The following is an 18,326-nucleotide window of genomic DNA, read 5'->3' on the forward strand; positions in this document are numbered from 1 at the left end:
GCAATCAGGCACCCAGGTAGCCGCGGGTGTCCAGGTCCTCGGCGGCCATGCGCTGGGCCAACGACATCCCGGTTTGCCTCACGGCAGGCCCGGCGGCGGAGGACCCGAAGTCCTCGTTGCGTGCCCTGGCGGGGTCGGCCAGGTAGCCCGGGACGGGCAGCGTTCCCTTTTCCGACAGGTCCCAGGCATCCAGCGCCTGCAGGCTGATGCCGCGGGGCCCGGTGCGGCGGGTGAGCCCGTGGATCAGCAGCAGCCGGGTGGAGAAGAGCAGCGGTCCGCAGCGCTGCTGGGCCTCGTGGAAGAACGTGGCATCGACGCAGCCGGTGCCGTCGTCCACCGAGATGAACACCACCCGTCGCCCGCCGCGCATCGGCGGGGTCTGCGTGGCCACCCGCACCCCGGCCACCAGGACCTCGGTGCCGTTGCGCATGCCCAGCAGGTCCTGCGCGCGCGAGACGCCCAGGGAGTCCAGCAGCGGCGCGTGGGATTCCATCAGGTGGGCGCTGACGTCGATGGACATCAGGTCGAGCTCGGTGCGCACCACCTCGTCCAACGGCGTGTGCGCCGCCCCGATGGCCATGTTGGAAAGCTCCACGTCCCCCAGCGGCAGGGACAGCTGCCCGGGAATCGGCCGGTGGCGCTGGGCCAGGACCTTGCCGGAGCGCGCACGCAGGTGCTCGACCAGGTCGGCCCGGTTTCCGCGTCCGACATCGGCCTGCAGCGTATCGAAGGCGCCCAGGGCGGCAAAGTGGTTCAGCGAGGTGCGGGTGAGCCCGGAGCGGGCCCGCACGTCGGCGATCGAGTCGTAGGGCTGTCCGGCCGCCACCCGGGCGACCTCGCGTTCGGAGACCGAACGGATCCCGCGCAGCGAGAGCCTGATGCCGTACCGCCCCGGGGGCGCCGCGCCCGCGGCCCGCGGCACCACCGGAAGCTGCGCGGGAGGCAGCAGCCCATTGAGCCTTTCCACCTTGTAGCCGGGCGCGGAGCGGTTGATGTCCAGCGGCAGGATCTTGATGCCCATGCGCCGGGCCTCGGCCACCAGCAGCCGCTTGGGGTACATGCCCGGGTCGTGTTCCCAGATCCCGGCCAGGAAGGCCTCGGGGTGGTGGGCCTTGAGCCAGGCCGAGTGGTAGGTGGGCACGGCGAAGGCCGCCCCGTGGGCCTTGCAGAACCCGAAGGAGCCGAAGGCCGCCAGCGTGTGCCACACCTCGTCGATGACCTCCAGGGAGTAGCCGCGCCCCAGCGCCCGGGAGCGGAAGAGGGACTCCACCGCCGGCTCGGCCTTCGGGTTGCCCAGCAGCCTGCGGTAGACGTCGGCCTTGGCCAGCCCGCAGCCTGTCATCTTGTCGAAGATCCGCAGCACCTGCTCGTGGAAGACGGTGACCCCGTGGGTCTCGGCGAGCGCGGGTGCCAAATCCGGGTGGGGGTATTTTTCGGGTGCGAATCCGTGGCGGTTTTCCAGGTAGGGCTTGACCATGTTGGATTTCATCGGTCCGGGGCGGAAGAGGGAGATGTCGATGATGAGGTCGTTGAATTCGCGCGGGGCGAGCTTGCCGATGAGTTCGCGTTGTCCGGGTGATTCGATCTGGAAGCAGCCCAGGGTGTGGGTGGAGCGGATGAGGTCGAAGGTGGGCTCGTCGTCCAGCGGGACCAGGGCGAGGTCGATGGCGCCGTGGGGCCCGATGTAGTCCGGGATCTGTCCCGGCGCCTCCCCCCGGTGTCCCCCCGCCTTGGCGACGGCTTGCGCGTCGGGGTGGATGCGCTGGATCTCTTCGAGCGCGTAGGTGATGGCCGATTGCATGCGCACCCCCAGCACGTCGAGCTTGAGCATTCCCATGGGGTCCATGTCGTGTTTGTCGAATTGGCTCATGGGCAGGGAGATGCCGCTGGGTTCCACGGGGGTGCGGTCGCGCAGGTGTGCGTCGGAGAGGATGACGCCGCAGGGGTGCATGGAGATGTGGCGGGGCAGCCTGTCGAGGCGTTCGGTGAGGTCCACGAGCAGGTCGAGCTGTTTTTCGGTGCCGAGGCGGTCGGCGAAGGGGGCGAGTTCGGGCTTCTCCTCCAGGGCGTCGCGGAAGGAGGAGGCGGAGAAGCGCCAGAGCTGCTTGGCGATCACATCGATGTCTTCCTCCTCCATGCCCAGCGCCGCTCCGGCGTCGCGTACCGCCCCGCGGGCGCGGTAGCCGTTTTGCATGCTCATGAGGCTGACGCGTCGGTGCCCGAAGCGGTCGAAGATCTTGTGGTAGATCTCGTGCCGCCGGGCGGATTCGACGTCGATGTCGATGTCGGGCAGGGTTGCGCGGTCGCGGGAGAGGAAGCGTTCGAAGAGCAGGTCGTGGGCCAGGGGGTTTACCTGGCTGATGCCGATGAGGTAGTTCACCAGGGAGGAGGCGCCGGACCCGCGGGCGGCGGAGCGTATCCCCATCCCCGTGATCATGGAGCTGACCTCTGCGACGGTGAGGAAGTAGGGGGCGAATCCGAGGTCGGAGATGGTGGACAGTTCCGCCTTCAGGCGGTGGCGCAGCGCGGGGTCGTTGGCGTCGCTGGGGAGCAGCCGGGTGATGCCCGCCTCGGCGCGGGCGGCGAGCTCGGTGTCGGGGTCGGCGGTGATGCCGATGATGTGGGCCTCGGGGACCACGGGGATTCCCCACCCGGTGTCGGTGACCGGGTCGATCCGCGCCCAGTCGGCGAGCGCCGCGGTGTTGCGCAGCAAGGTGGCCGCCAGGGAGGAGTCGGAGGCGTAGCGGGCGATCTCCGCGGCGAGGTGCTGCATCTGTCCGGCGGGCTTGAGCCAGCCCTGTCCGTTGGGCTGGATGTCGTGGAGGGTTTCCAGGGAGCTCAGTGCCCGGGCCGAGTCCAGGACGTCGGCGGTGGCCGCCCCGTCGGGTTCGGCGTACCGCACGGCGTTGGTGAGGACGGGGGCGATGTCCGCGGAGGCGGCGCAGCGCAGCATGCGGATGGCGTGTGCGGTGCTGAGCCTGTCCCCGGGGTTGTTCAGGTGCGTGGTGATCTCCACCCGCAGCGCGTCGGGTCCCAGCAGGGTGCGCCAGGTGCGCAGGGCGGCGCGGGCCTGGGGGTAGTGGCGGTGCCCGGCGGCCAGGCCGATGTCGGAGCCCGGTCCCAGCAGGGTGGTCAGCAGCACTTCCCCCTCCGGGCCCAGTGCATGCTGGGCCAGTTCCTCGCGGGTGATCCCGACATGTCCCTTGGGCGCCCCGGCGGCGGTGGCTGGCTGGTGCGCCGCGGTGACCAGGTGGCAGAGGGCGGCGTATCCGGCGCCGTGGGCGTGCCCCTTGGCCAGGACGACGAGGCGTCCCGCGGTTCGCATCGGCCGGGGCTTGCCGGGGGCGGCAGGTGGCGGTGCGGGTTCGAGGATGGCCAGGTCCACCCCGAGGATGGGGTCGATGCCGTTCTCATGGCAGGCCTTGAGGTGCTTGACGCTTCCGTAGAGCCCGTCGCGATCGGTGATGGCCAGGGCGTCGGCCCCGTCGGCGATCGCGGCGGCGACCAGGTCCTCGGGCCAGGAGACCCCGTAGTGTGCGCTGAAGGCCGAGGCGACGTGCAGGTGGGTGAAGGCCATGGCCGCATCCCCCTGTCTTCCGCTCCCCCCTGGTTCAGGTGCCCCGGCGGATGCCGGGGCGTGGTCTTGGGCCCGGGTGCCGGGTCGGCGCCGTGCCCGGATGAGGGGATAACACCATCATATTAGAACACGTGTTCGATTCAAGCCCTCGGGCGGCCCATGCGCCCCCAGGTGGCGCGGGCGGGCGGCCGGATCCCGCCGCCGACCTGCGGCGGAATCCGGTCCGGTGAGAATGCCCACCTTCCCGGGCGGCTAGATCCCCTCGGTCGCCCCGAGCCTGTCGAGGGCCACCAGGTAGGCCTCGGAATAGCTGGGGAATTGCGGTGCCATGTCGCGCAGGACCTCCAGCGGGATCCCTCCCCTGATGGCCATGGACGCCTGGTGGATCCATTCGCTGGCCTGCGGGGCGATGGCCCAGGCCCCGACCATGACCCTCCGATGCCGGTCCACCAGGATGCCCAGGTCCCCGCGCGGGTCCTGTTCGTAGGTCCAGGGCCGGGAGATCGCCTCGGGCAGGTTGACTTGGATGGACACCGCGTCGATCCCGCGCCCCTCGGCCTGTTCGCGGGTGAGGCCCACGGCGGCGATTTCCGGGCTGGCGAACACTACGCGCGGAATCCCGTCATAGCTCGCGCTTCTCTCCCTGCCCAGGATGCAGTCGGCGACGATGCGCCCCTGGTACTTGGCCACGTGGGTGAAGGGCATGATCCCGGTGACGTCCCCGATGGCCCAGAGCCCTTCGGCAGCCCAGCAGTGCTCGTCCACCCTCACGTTGCCGTGCCCGTCGAGGGTTGCCCCCGCCCGGGCCACGTCAAGCCCTTCGGTGCGCGGGGTCCGCCCGGTGGCGAAGATGACCGCGTCGACGGCGATCTCCCCGCCCTCGCGCAACGCCAGGATGCTGGCTCCGTCCTCTCCGCGCCGCCCGCGTGCCACGGAGCTGTTGGCCAGGACCTTGACCCCGCGATCGCGCAGGTAGCCTTCGGCGAGCGCCGAGGCCTCGGGTTCCTCTCGGCCCAGCAGCCGGGCGCTTCGGTTCAGCACCGTGACCTCGACCCCGAACCCGGAGAGGAAAAACGCGGCTTCCAGGGCCACGGCGCTTCCGCCCACGATGGCCACCGAGCGGGGCAGCGCCTTCAGCGTGTAGACCTCGCGATTGGTCCAGGCGGTGATGTCTTCGACGCCCGGGAAGTCGGGGACCACGGGAATGGTTCCCGTGGCGATAATGATGTGGTGCGCCAGGTATTCGCGCCCGTTGGCCGCCACGTGCCCGGGGCCGGCGATGGCAGCCTTGCCGCGCACCACCGTTGCCCCGCGCTTGGCATACCCGTCCGCCTGGGCGCCGTCGTCGAGGTGACGGGCCATGTAGTCGCGGTAATCCCGGGCCTTCTCCCAGTCCAGGGCGTTCACCGAGGCTCCCGCGGTGCCGTCGGCCTCGATGTTGACCTCGGGGCCGCGCAGGATGGTCTTGGACGGGATGCAGGCCCAGTAGGCGCACTCCCCTCCGATGAGTTCGGATTCGAAGACAACGACCCTCTTGCCGGCGCTCAGCAGCCGATCGGCCGCGACCTCGCCGCCGGGGCCCATCCCGATGATTGCCGCATCGAATACTTCTTCCATCAGGGCACTCCCGTGTTCGAGTCCTTTGCGGCCATCATCCAGGCGCCTGCCCCCTAGCCTTGCACCTTGCCCCCTCCCACGGCCAGAGTCCCCGCCCCGCACGCGCGGTGGCCGGGGCGGGCTTTTGCGCCTCCGCACCTTCGCTAGGCGCTCTCCCGGTATGCCTCGGGCATGCGGATGATGCGCCACCGGCCGGTCTCGACCTGGCGGGAAACCTCGAAGGTGCGCAGCGGACCCACGCCGGCGAGCTTGACCTGCAATTGCCAGACCTCGTAGTCCACGAGCCCCGGGCCGCGCCCGCGTTCGGCCCGCAATTCCTCGGTCCACCACTTGCGCCGCTCGAACCAGCGCACCGGCTCGGCCGCCAGTTTGTATTCCCGACCCTGCCAGCGCAGGCGAATCGGCACCCCCGCCGGCGTGCAGTCAACTTCGATCGACTGGGTAAAGATTCCCATTCGCTCGCCACCTTCCCCTCGCACAAGCGCGCCCGTCGCCACCACACCCCCGGGGGGCGCGCGGCAGACTCGGGATACACCCGTGCACTCAACCATTTTATTAGAAACTTTGTTCTATACAAGGTGAGGTTAGAACACATGTGCGACGATTTGTTGTTTTGCCGCCCTGTTGCAGCGGTCTCACGTGGGCCTATGCTGGGGTCCATGACCTCAAACACGCCCCCTGCCGTCACCGCGCTCACCCTTGGCGTCCGCGACGTCCAGCGCTCACGCGACTTCTACGTCACGGGCCTGGGATTCCGCGAAATCAACTACATTCCCGGCGAGATCCTGTTCGTCCAGGCCGGGTACGGGTTGCTGCTCGCGCTGTGGAACGTCGAATCGATGCCCGGTGAATACGGGGAGGTCGGGCACGGCGCGCTGGCCCCGCCGCTCTCGGTGGGACACAACACCGCAACGGCCGAGGAGGTCGGCGAGCTCTACGCGATGGCCCTTGCAGCAGGTGCGACCTCCATCGGCGCGCCAACCCTCCGGGAGTGGGGCGGCACCAGCGCCTGCGTGGCCGACCCCGACGGCTTCCGCTGGGACTTTGTGCACAACCCGTCCTTCGCCATCGACGACGACGGAACCGTCACCGGTGTCTAGCCGGCGCCGGCGCACCTTCGCCAACGCGAGGCCCGGCCACCGGTGAGGCTTTCGAACCTGCCGGTCCGCCGCATCGCCGAACACGCGCTTTCCCCCGCGCCGCGGGATGAATGGCCCCAGACGCTCCCGCCGGTGCGCCAGCTGCTCGACGAGGGCATGGACCTCGGCCCGGCAACGATATTCGTGGGCGAAAACGGCTCGGGAAAGTCGACGCTGGTGGAGGCCATCGCCCTCGGCTACGGCCTCTCGCCCGAGGGCGGCTCCACCGGTGCGCAACACAGCACCAGGGCCACGGAATCGGGCCTCGAGCGGCACCTGCAGATCCTCCGGAACATCGGCGCCAGCCGCCGCGGCTACTTCCTGCGCGCCGAAACCATGCACGGGCTTTACACCTACCTGGAAGACAATCCCTCCACACGGCGCAAGGACCCGGAGTTCCACACCATGAGCCATGGGGAGTCGTTCCTCGAGCTCATCACGGATCGCTTTCGCGAGGGCGGGCTGTGGGTGCTGGACGAGCCCGAGTCCGCGCTCTCGTTCTCCGGCGCCCTGGCGCTGGTGGGCATCCTGAAGGACCTCGTCGCCGAGGGGAACTCCCAGGTGGTCCTCTCCACGCACTCGCCCCTGCTGGCAGCCCTGCCTGGAGCAGAAATTTATGAAGTAGGCCCGTGGGGATTGCGTGCCAGCGATTGGGAAAGCCTCGATCTGGTCACCAATTGGCGCTCCTTCATGAACCTGCCGGGACGCTACCTGAGGCACCTGTAAAAAAGGTGTGCAGGGCACCTGGCCCTGCACACCTGGAAAGCAACCGCCGGCTACTCTTCGGATTGGCCTTCTGTCCGGTCCGGGTCGAAGTCCGCGGGCAATGCCCCGCCTTCGCCCTTCCACTTGGAGAGCTGCTTCTCGCTCACCATCCGTTCGTCGGTGTTGGGTGTCAGGTTGTTCTCAAACTCTTCGTTTTCAGCCGGGTTCGGGGTATCTGCACTCATGTGGCCCACGCTATCGCCTTCCCGGGCTTTCCGCGACACCGCGATCCATCGGGCATGTCCCCGCGGACAAGCGGGGCAGGGAGTTCAGTCCATCTTCGCCAACCGCGACTTGAAGACCAGGTAGATCCCGTAGCATCCCAGCCCGACGCCGATGAAGACCAGCGCGTAGATCCCGAAGGGCTGGGCCAGCACCGACTTGAGCGCGCCGTCAAGCCCCGTGGACTCCTCCGGGTCCGACTGCAGCGTTGCCACGATGAACAAGAGCCCGAGCAGGAACAGGGCGATGCCCTTCGCCACATGCCCGAAAACCCCCAGGACCACGGTGGCAGTGCGCAGGGGCCTCGAGGCTGGCAGGACCAGCCGCTTGGCGAAGGACCGCAGGACGCCCCTGACGGCGAACACGATGCCGGTGACGGCGATGCCGGCACCGACGGCCAGCAAGAGCAACGAGCCGCCGGGCATCTGCATGAGCCGGGCCGAGGCATCGCTGGTGGAATCGCCGCTGTCCTTGCGGTTGCCCAGGGCAAAGGATGCAAAGCCCGCGGCCAGGGCAAGGAACACGATTCCCCGCCCGCCTGCGGCCAGTTTCTTGCCCAGCCGCTTCCGGGCCGTGGCCTGGCGATAGCCAAAGACCACGCTACTGGCTTCCCACAGCCCCAAGGCAAGGCAGGCCACGGCGCCGATCCAAATCAAGGCGTAGCCTGCCGGCTGGGCGGCAAGCTGGGCAATCGCCCCGCCCTGGTCGGCGTCCCCGGAATCCCCGAAGGCCAGCTGGATGGAGATGATCCCGATCAACACGTGCAGGACGCCGCTGACTGCAAAACCCGCTCTCGCGACCGCCACAAAGGCCCGCGAATTCGAGGCCTGTTCCGCCGCGCCGGCCGCTCCCTCGATGTCCTTCTTGATGGTGTTCTCCCCGTTCATGCGAAGACGCCCCCAGGAGCCCCGCGTTGATAACGTCATCCTGCCACCGATCCGGGCGATCGCACACACCTGCACCCCGAAGGGCTTTCCGGCCTCGATCGGTGCCGCCGGGGCAAGGACAAGGCAAGCGGCCGCAAACTCCCGGTTCCCCTGTGATTATTCCGTGCGCGGGCCTATCGTTTAACTGCCGGCAACCGAAAGGCGAAGCCCATGAATACCGAGATCCCGGAACTTGACGGAATCCACCACGTGAAGCTTCCGGTGACGGACCTGGAACGCAGCCGGACCTGGTACGAGAGCCGCCTGGGCTATGAACAGGTCATGGAAATCCGGGACGGCGAGAAAATCGCCGGGCTGCTGCTGCGGCATCCGCGCGGTGGCCCGGAGCTGGGCCTGTGGCTCGATCCGGCACGGGCCGCCGCCGCCGCGGGTTTCGACTACTTTGCCTTCGGCGCACCAAACCGCAAGGCCCTGGAGGAGCTGGCCGCAAGGCTGACGGCCCTGGGGGAACGCCATCCCGGCGTCCACCCCGGAGCCATCGGCTGGGTGCTGCCGCACGTGAAGGACCCCGACGGGCACGAACTCCGTTTCCAGTGCGCGACGTGAGGGCATCCGCCCGCGTCGCCATTGGCCGGCGGCGTTCCACCGGCGGGCAATGGCATTGGGGCAAATGACACGGGATTGGTCACTCGAAGCGTGCGAGCGAATCCAGGAGAACGACCGTCGCCGCTATTGAGGCCGCTGCCCGCACATGGTTGGCACGGCTCCAGCCCCGGTCGAATGCGCTCCATCGTGCCGCGGCGTCCCCCGCATCGGGCGCGATTCGGGCAAGTTCATTGTTGAGCGGGACGTTGCGCACGATGGTGATGCCGAAGGCGGCAAGGGCCAGTGCGGCGCCGGCCATGCGATTTGCGGCCCCCGGGGAAGCCCCGTCCGAGGCGAGCTCCGCGACGACCACGGCGGCCGAGGCGGCGGCACCCCCGAAGAAGACGGCCATGAAGGGCAACCGGAGGGCACTGGTGTTGATGCGTTGCATCGCCTCAACCGCTTGGTCGGCGGGAAGGGCGCGCAGGGCGGGCGTGACGATTGCGGAGAAGGCAAAGTACACACCGCCCGCCACCCCGGCGCAGACGGCCGAGGTGGCGGCAGCAGCGGTCACGAGCGTGCCGCTCATGCGCGGGACTCGATGCGTGGGTTCCAGATGCCACTGGCGGCGGCGCGGCGTGCGTAGTCGGTGAAGTCCGTCGCGGGCCGGCCAAGGGCAGATTCCACACCGGTGGCGATGGAGGCATTGCGCCCGTCGAGGATCGATTCGAAGAGCTCGGCCAGCGGCCGGGCATCGTCGGGCCGGACTCCGTCACGGGCCACGTCGGCAACGAACTCTTCCGCCGTGCCGGGCACATATTCGATGTTTCGTCCCGCAGCAGCGGAGATCTCGGCCGCAACATCGTGCATGGACAACAGGCGCGGGCCGGTGACCTCGTAGACGGTGCCGGCATGCCCGTCCTCGGTGAGCGCGGCGCTTGCGATCTCGGCCAGGTCGTCGATGTCGATGAAGGGTTCGCGGACATCGCCCGCGGGCAGGACCAGCCGCCCGCGCAGCGTGGGGCCCAGCAGGAAGTGTTCGCTGAAGTTCTGTGCAAACCACGAGGAACGGATGACCGTCCACTGCGCCGCCGTTTCCTGGACAGCTTTCTCGCTGGCGCGGGCACCGGCTTCCCCGCGGCCCGAGAGCAACACCATCCGATCCACCCCCAGGTTCCGCGCCCGTCCGGCGAACTCCCCGATCATTTCGGCCACGCCCGGGAAGGCCAGGTCCGGTGAATAGCAGAGGTAGGCGGCCGAGGCTCCGCGCAGCGCGACATCCCAGGTTGCGCGGTCCTCCCACCGGAACGGCTCCCTTCCCCGCCTGGAGGCGACACGGGCCTGGATTCCGCGATCGCGAAGACGGCGGACGATGCGGCCGCCGGTGCGACCGGTACCGCCAAGGACAAGCACATTTGAATTGGTCATGACTCAAGTCAACGGCAGCTGGTTCACACTTTGAATAGCCCTGCGGCTTACATCCATACGCGATCGTCTAGAGTTGAAGCATGGATCCACTCACTCACCTCCTCGACGGACCCCGGGCGCGGCGCGCCTTCGCCCTCCGCGTGGTCATGTCCCCGCACTGGTCCATCAATGTGCGGGACCGTGCACCCTTGACGGTCATGTCCATGATGTCGGGGAATGCATGGCTGGAAGCCGACAATGAACGCTTCGAGCTGCGGGCGGGCGACGTGGCAATCGTCCGGGGCCCGGACCCCTACACCGTCTCGGATGATCCTTCCCGCGCCCCGGATGTTCTCATCCATCCCGGCCAGCGCTGCACTTCACCGTCCGGGAAGGACCTCCAAACAAGCATGGACCACGGGATACGCACCTGGGGCAACGCCCCCGCCGGCGAGACGACGATGCTGATCGGCACCTATGAAACCGACGCCGAGATCGGCGCGGCCGTCACGACGGCACTGCCCCGCATCGCCGTCGTTCCGGCCGGCCACGTCAGTCCGTCCCTGCTGGGGTTCCTTGAAGGTGAAATCACCAGCGACGCGCCGGGGCAAGGCAGCACCATCGACAGGTTGCTCGACGTGCTTCTCGTTCACTCGATCCGCGCCTGGGCCGGACTCCACCCGGAGACGGCCCGAGGCTGGCTCGCCGGCGGCACGGATCCGCTCATCGCCCGGACGCTGGCGTTCTTCCACGAGTCCCCCGCCGAGGCCTGGAGCCTGGAATCGCTCGCACGGCGCCTGAACGTGTCGCGGGCAACCCTTGCCGCCCGGTTTCGCGCCGGCGTCGGCGAACCACCCATGACCTACCTGACGAACTGGCGGATGCTGCTCGCCAGCGAGCTGCTCGCAGACCCCCGGCTGACCACCACACAGATCGCCGCCAGGGTCGGGTATGGCACCCCTTTCGCCTTGAGCGCGGCCTTCAAGCGACGGTTCGGGGTGAGCCCCACCGGGTACCGGGAGCGCACCTACCTCACCCCTGCCGCCGAAGCGGGCACATCACCACACAACGAAATCCCGCCCGAACCGATGAAGGCCGTGCCGGCCAACTTGTAGGTGTTCCCAAACGTCGATTGAAACGAGACTCCGAGAGAACCGCTGGTCGATTCCCGGTGCGTTCGACCGGCATCCGTGCGCGTTATTGGGTGACTCGTCGCAGTCCGTATGCTTACGTGGGGCTTGTTCGCCCGCGCATTTTTTCATGTCCCACGAAATGAGTTCCCTGAGGAAAGGAAAAGTGCAATGGAAATCGCCACCCGGGTCCTACAACTAGGCGACGTCCCGGAACTGACCGAGCTTCTCCGCAAGAACCGGACGTTCCTTGGTCCATGGGACCCGCTACGTGACGACGCGTTCTTCACAGTGGCCAAGCAGGGGGAAATTGCCCGACACGCACTTCACTCCCATGAAAATGGTGACATGGTTCCACTGGTCATTCTCAACGCGACCGGCGGCCTCGCGGGACGATTGAATATCAGCGGAATCGTTCGCGGAGCATTCCAATCGGGTGCGCTGGGCTACTGGGTCAGTCGGGACGAAAACGGGGCCGGCCTCGCGTCCCAAGCCGTCGCCGAGGCCATTGATCTTGCAACCGCGCTCAACCTCCACCGGCTTCAGGCCGGAACCCTCCCCCACAATGCCGCCTCGCAGAGAGTGCTGGAGAAGAACGGTTTCAGACGGTTCGGACTCGCTCCGAAATACCTGAAGATTGCGGGTCGGTGGCAGGACCACGTCCTGTATCAGAGGATCCTGGAACAGGATCAGCCCTGAGCAACGCGGTGGGCATCTCCTGCATGGAACAGTGCCCGTTCCGCTGGCCGCGACGCCGTGATGCCCCGCCGCAGCGGGGGTTCCGCCGCCACCCGGGCGGGCCCTACACTGGGCTTGCATCCACTATCGGAAGAAAGTGCGTGACCATGACAATCCCACAGCCTCCCGAGCCCCCGGTCCGCCCGGGCGACCCCGGCCGCGTTCCACCGGTTCCGCCCGCTCCACCGAATGAACCTCCGCCCGATCCGGGCCCCGTTCCCCATCCCCCGGATCCGGAACGCCCCTACCCGCCCGACGAGCCCGAGCCCATCGGGCCGTACCCGCCGATCCGGTAGGCACCAGCACCTTTGAAGCAGGCCGGGCATCGTCAAAGTGACGGTGCCCGGCCTGCTGTGGTTCCGGCGGGGTTTCGTATTAGCGCTGGGACACGCGGATCATGTTGCCCGAGGGGTCCCTGAACGCGCAGTCCTTCGGGCCCCACGGCTGCTCGATGGGCTCCTGCAGGACCTCGGCCCCGGTGGCGCGCACCTGCTCGAAAAGCGCATCAACGTCGCTGGTGGAAAAGACTGTCATCGGCAGCACGCCCTTGGTGAGCAGCTCCTGCATGGCGTTGCCGTCGGCCTCCGAGCGCCCCGCGTGAGGGTCCGAAAGCACGATCCCCAGTCCTGGCTGGGTGTCCGAACCCAGGGTGACCCAGCGGTGCTCCCCCGAGGCCACATCGTTCTCCACCTTCAGCCCCAGCCCGTCGCGGTAGAACGGGATGGCTTCGTCGACGTCGTTGACGGTGATGTGTGAGTACTGCAGTGAAATGTCCATGTCTCCACGATAGGCACCAGGTCCCCGGGCGCGCTTCTTGGATCCTGCTCGATGTCCGGCAGCGGCCCGAGGGGGCGGGGAGATCAAGCCGCTGCTTTACCTCGAACATGCGGGACCCGCCTTCCCTCCGGCGAGCGCTTGCCGTCCGGGGAGCCCACGGCAACCCACCGGGTGCCGTGGGCCCGCCGAGGGAAGAGTCCGCCGACGCGCTGGGCGAGATCCCGGGGATCTAGTACCGGGGCGTCCTGGTGCTTTTGGGGCGGGTCACGGACTTGGCGATGCAGGCGGGCATGGCCTCCACCGCCGCATGTTCCCGGTTCCGGTAGCCGCTGGGGCTTTCCCCGGTGATCTGGGTGAAGCTGGTGCTGAAGGAGCCAAGGGAGGTACAGCCCACCGCCATGCAGGCGTCGGTGACGCTCATCCCGGAGCGAAGCAACGCCATCGAACGCTCGATGCGCCGGGTCATCAGGTATGCGTACGGGCTCTGCCCATAGGCGGCCTTGAACTGCCGGGAGAAATGGGCCGGGGACATCATGGCCTTGGCCGCCATGGTGGGAACGTCAAGGGGCTTGGCGTACTCGCGGTCGATCATGTCCTTGGCCCGGCGCAGTGCGGTGAGCGCCTCGAGCTCGTACGGCTTCATGGGTTCGAGGCTATCAGCGAACGCACCGGCGTCTGCACTGTCCCGTGGCTGTCGCCGCCCCGTGAAAAGGCCCGTGTCTGGCGACTGCATAGCTATCACCAGACACGGGCCCTCTTATCGCCCAAATAGGACGACCGCAGCCGACCGGTGCTACCGGTTCATCAAGGCATCGATCTCCACCGCGGTCAGCGGACGGGTGTCCCGCCCGCGCAGCAACAGCGCCAGCTGCGCGGACACTTCCAGTTCCTCGGCGGAATCCACCGCATTAACCAGGCTCTTCCCAGCGACAATGCTTCCGTGGTTTCCCAGGATAATGGCCTTGGCCTCCCGGGCGGCTTCAAAGATGTCACGCTCCATGCCGGCATCCCCGGGCTTGTAGTAGGGAACCAACGGAATGTCCTCCCCCAAGCGCATCACCAGATATGGGGTGTGCGGCTTGATCAAGGGCCCGTTGCCTGGTGCCAGGCAGCTGAGCGCTGTCACGTGCGTGGAGTGCAAGTGGACGATGGCCCCGGTGTCTGGCCGGGCCTCGTACATGGCCCGGTGCATGACGACTTCCTTGGAGGGGGCGTCGCCCGAAATGTGGTTCCACCCGTGGTCCAGGAGCGACAAGCGTTCGGCGTCCAACCGCCCCAGCGATGAGTTCGTGGGCGTCATCAGGTAGCCGTCGGCTACGCGGACGCTGATGTTGCCGGCGCTGCCCACCGAGTATCCACGCTGGAAAAGGCTTGCCGCCAGCTCCACCATTTCTGCTCTAGTCTCGAGAAACTTCACTTACTGCCCTTTGCTTTGGAATGTTGGTGGATGGGTGTGCACCCATCAGAGGAAGATGTCGGCGACCAGGATCGTGACCAGGGCCGTGGCCCAGGCAACCGTGGTCGGAATGGACCAGGTCAGGATCTGCCGCTTCACGTCGGTGACTCCAAGCATGCGGTTGACGACCCAGAACAGACTGTCGTTGAAGTAGCTGAACACCATGGCGCCCAAGCAGGCAGCCTGTGCGGCCAGGACCATGTTGACGTCGGGGATCTGAGCCAGGATCGGCGCAGAGAGGGATGCCGAGGTGATGATGGCAACGGTCCCGCTGCCCTGCACCAGGCGGACCATGGTTGCGATCAGGAACGGGATCAGGATGCTCGGCAACGGGAGGGTCGAGACCCACTGGCCGATGGCATCGCCAACACCGCTGTCGCGCAGCACTGCACCGAGCGCCCCGCCGCCACCGGTGACCAGCAGGATGATGCCGGCCGATTCAACGCCCTTTTCCATCTCGGCAAGAACGGAGTTGCGGTCCATCTGGCGGGCCAGCCCGTAGATGGCCAGCAACACGCCGATGCCTACAGCGATCACAGGGTTGCCGATGAATGAGGCGATCTGGACAACCATGTCCGGGATGGCCCCGTCGGTGGCCTTGGCAACGGCCGAGATGCCGGTGTTCAGGAAGATCAGGACGATGGGCCCGAGAACCGGAAGCAGGGAAAGGAACAGGGAAGGGAGTTCCTTCAGGCGTTCATCCGCAAGCTCGTTGAATTCCTTGAAGGCTTCCTTGGCGGTGGTCTTGTCGTCGGCGACGGGCAGGATGCTGTCCCCGCCTCCGGCCGCCACGGACACCGAAACCGGTGCCATGGCGTCGATCTTTGGGCCAACGAAACGGGCGTAGAGCGTGACGGTCACCAGTGCAGGCAGGGTCAGCAGCAACCCGTAGAGGATCATGTCGCCAATCGACACGCCGTAGATGCCTGCGGCACCCAGTGGGCCCGGGGTCGGCGGGACGGCGTGGTGGGTCAGCACCATGCCGCCGGCCATGGCGATGCCCAGTGTCAGCTTCGAGCGGCCGGTGCTGGCGGACAGCGCCTTGACCAGCGGGGTGAGGATCACGAACGCGCTGTCCACGAAGATCGGGATGGAGATGATGTAGCCGGCGACCGACAGCGCCCAGTCTTCGCGCTTGCGGCCAAGCCAGCGGATCATGGAGATGGCCAGTTTTTCGGCGGCCCCGGAAACTTCCAGAATGCGGCCCATCATCACGCCAAAGCCCACGACCAGGCCAATGGTGGCAAGGGTGGAACCGAACCCGGCGGTGATCGAGGCAACCGCCGCTTCGGGCGTCATGCCGGCGGCCAGCGCGGCAATGGACGCCGCGATGATCAAGGCCAGCAGTGCGTGCACTTTGGTCTTGAGCACAAGGAAGATAAGCACTGCTATGGCAACCACAAGCCCGACGATTGCCGCCGGGCTGGCAGTTGCGATTGTTTCAACCGCAAAATTCATGATGGTGTTCCTAGGATCTGGGGAAAGTTAGTTCGCGATGAAATCGTCGCAGTACTGCTGAACGACCTGGTCGAAGTCGGTGTCGGAAACAAAGCCGAGGCTGCGCGTGCGTTCGACGTCGAAGGCACCGGGCCATGAACCGACGATCGCATCGATCTTCGCGTCGTATTTGGTCTCCACCAAGCCCCGCGCTTGCTGGCCGCCAACGCGGGCCAGGCTTTCGAGCATTTCCCCGGCGGTGACGCTCAGTCCCGGGACGTTTAGCACCCGCCAGCCGCCGAGCAGATCCCCACCAAGCTCAAAGGCATGGACCAGGTTGGCGACCGCGGCGTTGGGCGAGGAAAGCCACATCTTCGTTTCGACCGGTACCGGGCACACCGATCCGGTGCCGTTCAATGGTTCGCGGATGATCGAGCTGGCAAAGGACGACGCCGCGGAATTCGGCTTGCCCGGGCGCACGGAAATTGTCGGCAGGCGGCAGATGCGCCCGTCGATGTACCCCTTGCGGGTGTACTCGTTGACCAGCAGCTCGCCGATGGACTTGACCGTGCCGTAGGTCGACTCCGGCTGCGTGGCCAGGTTTTCCGGGACGGTCTGCGGCATTTCTCCGCCAAAGACGGCCAAGGAGCTGGTGAACACGAAGCGCGGGGCGGCCTTGGTTTTCCGGGCCGCCTCAAGAAGTGCCCGGGTTCCGTCGACGTTGACGTTCATCGCCAGGTCGAAGTCTTCCTCGGAGCCGCCACTGAGTACGGCCGCGAGGTGGAAGATGCCCACAGTGTCCGCTGCGACCAGACCGTGAAGCAATTCGATGTCGCCGATGCTTCCCTTGACCGAGGTGACGCGCGAATCTTCGACCGGGCAATCTGCCAGGTCCAAGGATACGATCTGGTCGAATTCCACGGTGCCGGTCCCTGCATCCTTGCGCTCAAGGAGCAGCTGGATGACGCGGCTACCGAGGAATCCGCCACCGCCGGTAACTATGATTTTCATCTTTGAAACTTTCTTTAGTTGGAGAATTCGAGATGGGGGTCGACCAGGGTGAGGGGAATGCCCAGTTCCTTGATCTTCTCGACCGCCGAATCGGCAAGTCCGGAATCGGTGATGATTCCGTCGATGTCGGTGAGCTTGACTGCCTGCAAGCTGGCCACCCGGCCGTACTTGCTGCTGTCGCTCACCAAGATGGTGCGTGCGGCCGTCTCCTTGATGGCCCGTTTGACCGCCAGCTTGGCGTCGGTGGGCACGGAGGTTCCGCGCAGATCAAAGGACGAGGTGGACATGAACGCCACATCGACGTTGAACTGGGCAATCATGCGGGCTGTCAGTGAACCGTCCGACGAGAGGTTGGCACGGTCCAGGGCGCCGCCGGCGAAGTAGAGTTCGTTGCTCGAGCGCTCGGAGAGACTCAGGGCAATCGACAGGTCGTTGGTCACGAAGACCATGTTCGGCATCGGGGCCAGGCATTGGGCGATGGCCAGCGTGGTGGTTCCGGCGTCGAGGAACACCACGTTGCCGGGTTGGACCTGCTCGGCGGCAGCCTGTGCGATGGCCAGTTTCTGCGCTTGTTGCAGACCTTCCTTGACCGTATGTGACTGGTCCAGGGCCAGTCGCTCGGGCCTGCTCACGCCGCCGGGGACCGAGACGACACGGCCGAGTTCCTCGAGCCGGTGAATGTCGCGGCGAACCGTCATGTGAGATACGCCCAGGGCCTCGACGAGGCTGGTGATGCTGACGCTTCCTTGCTCTTGAAGCATCTGAAGGATGGCGCGCTGGCGCTCTAGGGGAATCACTTGGCGTCGTTACGGTATGCAGCGAGCCAGCCCAGGCCCGCGGTGGTTTCCCCTGCCGGCCGGTATTCACACCCCACCCATCCGCGGTATCCCGCGGCATCCAATGCGGCCAGCACGTAGGGGTAGTTCAGCTCCCCGGCATCCGGCTCGTTGCGCTCGGGCACCGAGGCGATCTGGATGTGGCCGATGGAATCAATGGAATCGCGCATCAGCCTGGTGACATCGCCCTCGGTGATTTGGGCGTGGTAATAGTCGAACTGCAGGCGGGCGTTCGGCCGGTCGATCCGCTTAAGCAGGTCGACTGCTTGGGCAACGCTGCCCAGGAAATATCCGGGCATGTCGCGGGCGTTGATTGGTTCGATCAGCACCTCGATGTCAAGCGCGGCCGCCAGATCGGCCGCATACCGCACGTTCTCGACATACAGGGCCTCGGTCATGGCGGTGACTTCGCTGATTCCTGCCATGATGTGGATCTTGGGGCAGGCGAGGGCCCGGGCATAGTCCAAGGCCTGGTTGATCGAAGCCCGAAAGTCCTGTTGGCGTCCTTCCAGCGCGGCCAGCCCGCGCTCGCCGTCGTCCCAATCCCCCGCATAGGCGTTGAAAAGCGCTTGTTCGAGAGAGTGTGTCTTCAGCTTGTCCGCGATCAGAGACTTCTCGAAGTCATAGGGGAAGAGATACTCGACGGCGTTGAAGCCAGCGGTCGCCGCGGCCTCGAAACGCTCGAGGAACGGCAATTCTGTGAACATCATGGACAGGTTCGCTGCAAATTTCGGCATGATCG

General features: G+C 66.7%; 19 protein-coding genes. 5 read left to right on the forward strand and 14 right to left on the reverse strand.

All coding sequences use genetic code 11. The annotated features are described in order from the left end of the window. Positions 1-4: 4 nt before the first annotated feature. From ACIPVK_RS14545 to ACIPVK_RS14555, 3 genes are all read right to left on the reverse strand, one after another. Positions 5-3,577 (reverse strand): DNA polymerase III subunit alpha, encoded by a 3,573-nt coding sequence (locus tag ACIPVK_RS14545; RefSeq protein WP_407612695.1) that lies wholly within the window; start codon positions 3,575-3,577, stop codon positions 5-7. 252 nt (positions 3,578-3,829) lie between these two features. Then, a complete protein-coding gene (locus ACIPVK_RS14550) occupies positions 3,830-5,194 on the reverse strand; it encodes a dihydrolipoyl dehydrogenase family protein (RefSeq protein ID WP_407612696.1) in 1,365 nt (454 codons plus the stop codon). 143 nt (positions 5,195-5,337) lie between these two features. After that, positions 5,338-5,649: a hypothetical protein gene (locus ACIPVK_RS14555; RefSeq protein WP_217387869.1), complete on the reverse strand. Its 312-nt coding sequence runs from the start codon at positions 5,647-5,649 to the stop codon at positions 5,338-5,340. A gap of 204 nt (positions 5,650-5,853) precedes the next feature. On the opposite strand from ACIPVK_RS14555, the gene ACIPVK_RS14560 reads away from it, so the two are divergent. Both ACIPVK_RS14560 and ACIPVK_RS14565 read left to right on the forward strand, forming a co-directional pair. After that, positions 5,854-6,294 (forward strand): VOC family protein, encoded by a 441-nt coding sequence (locus tag ACIPVK_RS14560; RefSeq protein WP_407612697.1) that lies wholly within the window; start codon positions 5,854-5,856, stop codon positions 6,292-6,294. Between the two features lie 42 nt (positions 6,295-6,336). Further along, positions 6,337-7,059, forward strand: coding sequence for an AAA family ATPase (locus ACIPVK_RS14565; RefSeq protein ID WP_407612698.1), 723 nt, complete (start codon positions 6,337-6,339; stop codon positions 7,057-7,059). A 50-nt stretch (positions 7,060-7,109) separates the two neighbouring features. Here the strand turns inward: ACIPVK_RS14565 and ACIPVK_RS14570 are convergent, their stop codons facing one another. Together ACIPVK_RS14570 and ACIPVK_RS14575 are read right to left on the reverse strand one after the other, a co-directional pair. Next, complete coding sequence (locus ACIPVK_RS14570; protein ID WP_407612699.1) at positions 7,110-7,283, reverse strand: hypothetical protein; 174 nt, start codon at positions 7,281-7,283, stop codon at positions 7,110-7,112. An 84-nt stretch (positions 7,284-7,367) separates the two neighbouring features. Continuing rightward, the gene (locus ACIPVK_RS14575; protein ID WP_407612700.1) at positions 7,368-8,207 is read right to left on the reverse strand and encodes a DUF1206 domain-containing protein; all 840 of its coding nucleotides are present in this window, start codon (positions 8,205-8,207) and stop codon (positions 7,368-7,370) included. A gap of 210 nt (positions 8,208-8,417) precedes the next feature. On the opposite strand from ACIPVK_RS14575, the gene ACIPVK_RS14580 reads away from it, so the two are divergent. Beyond that, positions 8,418-8,813: a VOC family protein gene (locus tag ACIPVK_RS14580; RefSeq protein ID WP_407612701.1), complete on the forward strand. Its 396-nt coding sequence runs from the start codon at positions 8,418-8,420 to the stop codon at positions 8,811-8,813. A gap of 79 nt (positions 8,814-8,892) precedes the next feature. Here the strand turns inward: ACIPVK_RS14580 and ACIPVK_RS14585 are convergent, their stop codons facing one another. Both ACIPVK_RS14585 and ACIPVK_RS14590 read right to left on the reverse strand, forming a co-directional pair. Further along, on the reverse strand, positions 8,893-9,381 hold the full coding sequence (locus ACIPVK_RS14585; protein ID WP_407612702.1) for a DUF1772 domain-containing protein: 489 nt from the start codon (positions 9,379-9,381) through the stop codon (positions 8,893-8,895). After that, entirely contained in the window at positions 9,378-10,220 is an 843-nt protein-coding gene (locus tag ACIPVK_RS14590) for an NmrA family transcriptional regulator (RefSeq protein ID WP_407612703.1), read from the reverse strand. Before ACIPVK_RS14590 ends, ACIPVK_RS14585 begins: the two co-directional genes overlap by 4 nt. Positions 10,221-10,300: 80 nt before the next feature. Between ACIPVK_RS14590 and ACIPVK_RS14595 the strand changes: the two genes are divergently transcribed. Next, entirely contained in the window at positions 10,301-11,314 is a 1,014-nt protein-coding gene (locus ACIPVK_RS14595) for an AraC family transcriptional regulator (protein WP_407612704.1), read from the forward strand. A 186-nt stretch (positions 11,315-11,500) separates the two neighbouring features. Next, complete coding sequence (locus tag ACIPVK_RS14600) at positions 11,501-12,028, forward strand: GNAT family N-acetyltransferase (RefSeq protein ID WP_407612705.1); 528 nt, start codon at positions 11,501-11,503, stop codon at positions 12,026-12,028. 414 nt (positions 12,029-12,442) lie between these two features. Here ACIPVK_RS14600 and ACIPVK_RS14605 read toward each other — a convergent pair whose 3' ends face one another. The 7 genes from ACIPVK_RS14605 to otnI all read right to left on the reverse strand — a co-directional run bounded on the left by ACIPVK_RS14605 (position 12,443) and on the right by otnI (position 18,321). Then, on the reverse strand, positions 12,443-12,844 hold the full coding sequence (locus ACIPVK_RS14605) for a VOC family protein (RefSeq protein ID WP_407612706.1): 402 nt from the start codon (positions 12,842-12,844) through the stop codon (positions 12,443-12,445). A gap of 229 nt (positions 12,845-13,073) precedes the next feature. Continuing rightward, positions 13,074-13,487 carry a helix-turn-helix domain-containing protein gene (locus ACIPVK_RS14610; protein ID WP_407612707.1) on the reverse strand — a complete coding sequence of 138 codons (414 nt, stop codon included), beginning with the start codon at positions 13,485-13,487 and terminating at the stop codon, positions 13,074-13,076. Between the two features lie 150 nt (positions 13,488-13,637). Then, the gene (locus ACIPVK_RS14615; RefSeq protein WP_407612708.1) at positions 13,638-14,261 is read right to left on the reverse strand and encodes an aldolase; all 624 of its coding nucleotides are present in this window, start codon (positions 14,259-14,261) and stop codon (positions 13,638-13,640) included. Positions 14,262-14,306: 45 nt separating this feature from the next. Next, positions 14,307-15,758: a GntP family permease gene (locus ACIPVK_RS14620; RefSeq protein WP_407612709.1), complete on the reverse strand. Its 1,452-nt coding sequence runs from the start codon at positions 15,756-15,758 to the stop codon at positions 14,307-14,309. A gap of 27 nt (positions 15,759-15,785) precedes the next feature. Further along, on the reverse strand, positions 15,786-16,748 hold the full coding sequence (denD, locus tag ACIPVK_RS14625) for a D-erythronate dehydrogenase (protein ID WP_407612710.1): 963 nt from the start codon (positions 16,746-16,748) through the stop codon (positions 15,786-15,788). A gap of 14 nt (positions 16,749-16,762) precedes the next feature. Continuing rightward, positions 16,763-17,545 (reverse strand): DeoR/GlpR family DNA-binding transcription regulator, encoded by a 783-nt coding sequence (locus tag ACIPVK_RS14630; RefSeq protein ID WP_407612711.1) that lies wholly within the window; start codon positions 17,543-17,545, stop codon positions 16,763-16,765. Next, the gene (gene otnI / locus ACIPVK_RS14635; RefSeq protein ID WP_407612712.1) at positions 17,542-18,321 is read right to left on the reverse strand and encodes a 2-oxo-tetronate isomerase; all 780 of its coding nucleotides are present in this window, start codon (positions 18,319-18,321) and stop codon (positions 17,542-17,544) included. Before otnI ends, ACIPVK_RS14630 begins: the two co-directional genes overlap by 4 nt. Positions 18,322-18,326: the final 5 nt, after the last annotated feature.

Origin of the sequence: Paeniglutamicibacter sp. MACA_103, assembly GCF_045798555.1 — a bacterium.
Lineage (GTDB): Bacteria > Actinomycetota > Actinomycetes > Actinomycetales > Micrococcaceae > Paeniglutamicibacter.

Excerpts from the sequence above, each read along its gene's own strand:
- ACIPVK_RS14545 (WP_407612695.1), bottom strand. The coding sequence starts at position 3,577 with ATGGCCTTCACCCACCTGCACGTCGCCTCGGCCTTCAGCGCACACTAC.
- ACIPVK_RS14550 (WP_407612696.1), bottom strand. The coding sequence starts at position 5,194 with ATGGAAGAAGTATTCGATGCGGCAATCATCGGGATGGGCCCCGGCGGC.
- ACIPVK_RS14555 (WP_217387869.1), bottom strand. The coding sequence starts at position 5,649 with ATGGGAATCTTTACCCAGTCGATCGAAGTTGACTGCACGCCGGCGGGG.
- ACIPVK_RS14560 (WP_407612697.1), top strand. The coding sequence starts at position 5,854 with ATGACCTCAAACACGCCCCCTGCCGTCACCGCGCTCACCCTTGGCGTC.
- ACIPVK_RS14570 (WP_407612699.1), bottom strand. The coding sequence starts at position 7,283 with ATGAGTGCAGATACCCCGAACCCGGCTGAAAACGAAGAGTTTGAGAAC.
- ACIPVK_RS14575 (WP_407612700.1), bottom strand. The coding sequence starts at position 8,207 with ATGAACGGGGAGAACACCATCAAGAAGGACATCGAGGGAGCGGCCGGC.
- ACIPVK_RS14580 (WP_407612701.1), top strand. The coding sequence starts at position 8,418 with ATGAATACCGAGATCCCGGAACTTGACGGAATCCACCACGTGAAGCTT.
- ACIPVK_RS14585 (WP_407612702.1), bottom strand. The coding sequence starts at position 9,381 with ATGAGCGGCACGCTCGTGACCGCTGCTGCCGCCACCTCGGCCGTCTGC.
- ACIPVK_RS14590 (WP_407612703.1), bottom strand. The coding sequence starts at position 10,220 with ATGACCAATTCAAATGTGCTTGTCCTTGGCGGTACCGGTCGCACCGGC.
- ACIPVK_RS14595 (WP_407612704.1), top strand. The coding sequence starts at position 10,301 with ATGGATCCACTCACTCACCTCCTCGACGGACCCCGGGCGCGGCGCGCC.
- ACIPVK_RS14600 (WP_407612705.1), top strand. The coding sequence starts at position 11,501 with ATGGAAATCGCCACCCGGGTCCTACAACTAGGCGACGTCCCGGAACTG.
- ACIPVK_RS14605 (WP_407612706.1), bottom strand. The coding sequence starts at position 12,844 with ATGGACATTTCACTGCAGTACTCACACATCACCGTCAACGACGTCGAC.
- ACIPVK_RS14610 (WP_407612707.1), bottom strand. The coding sequence starts at position 13,487 with ATGAAGCCGTACGAGCTCGAGGCGCTCACCGCACTGCGCCGGGCCAAG.
- ACIPVK_RS14620 (WP_407612709.1), bottom strand. The coding sequence starts at position 15,758 with ATGAATTTTGCGGTTGAAACAATCGCAACTGCCAGCCCGGCGGCAATC.
- denD (WP_407612710.1), bottom strand. The coding sequence starts at position 16,748 with ATGAAAATCATAGTTACCGGCGGTGGCGGATTCCTCGGTAGCCGCGTC.
- otnI (WP_407612712.1), bottom strand. The coding sequence starts at position 18,321 with ATGCCGAAATTTGCAGCGAACCTGTCCATGATGTTCACAGAATTGCCG.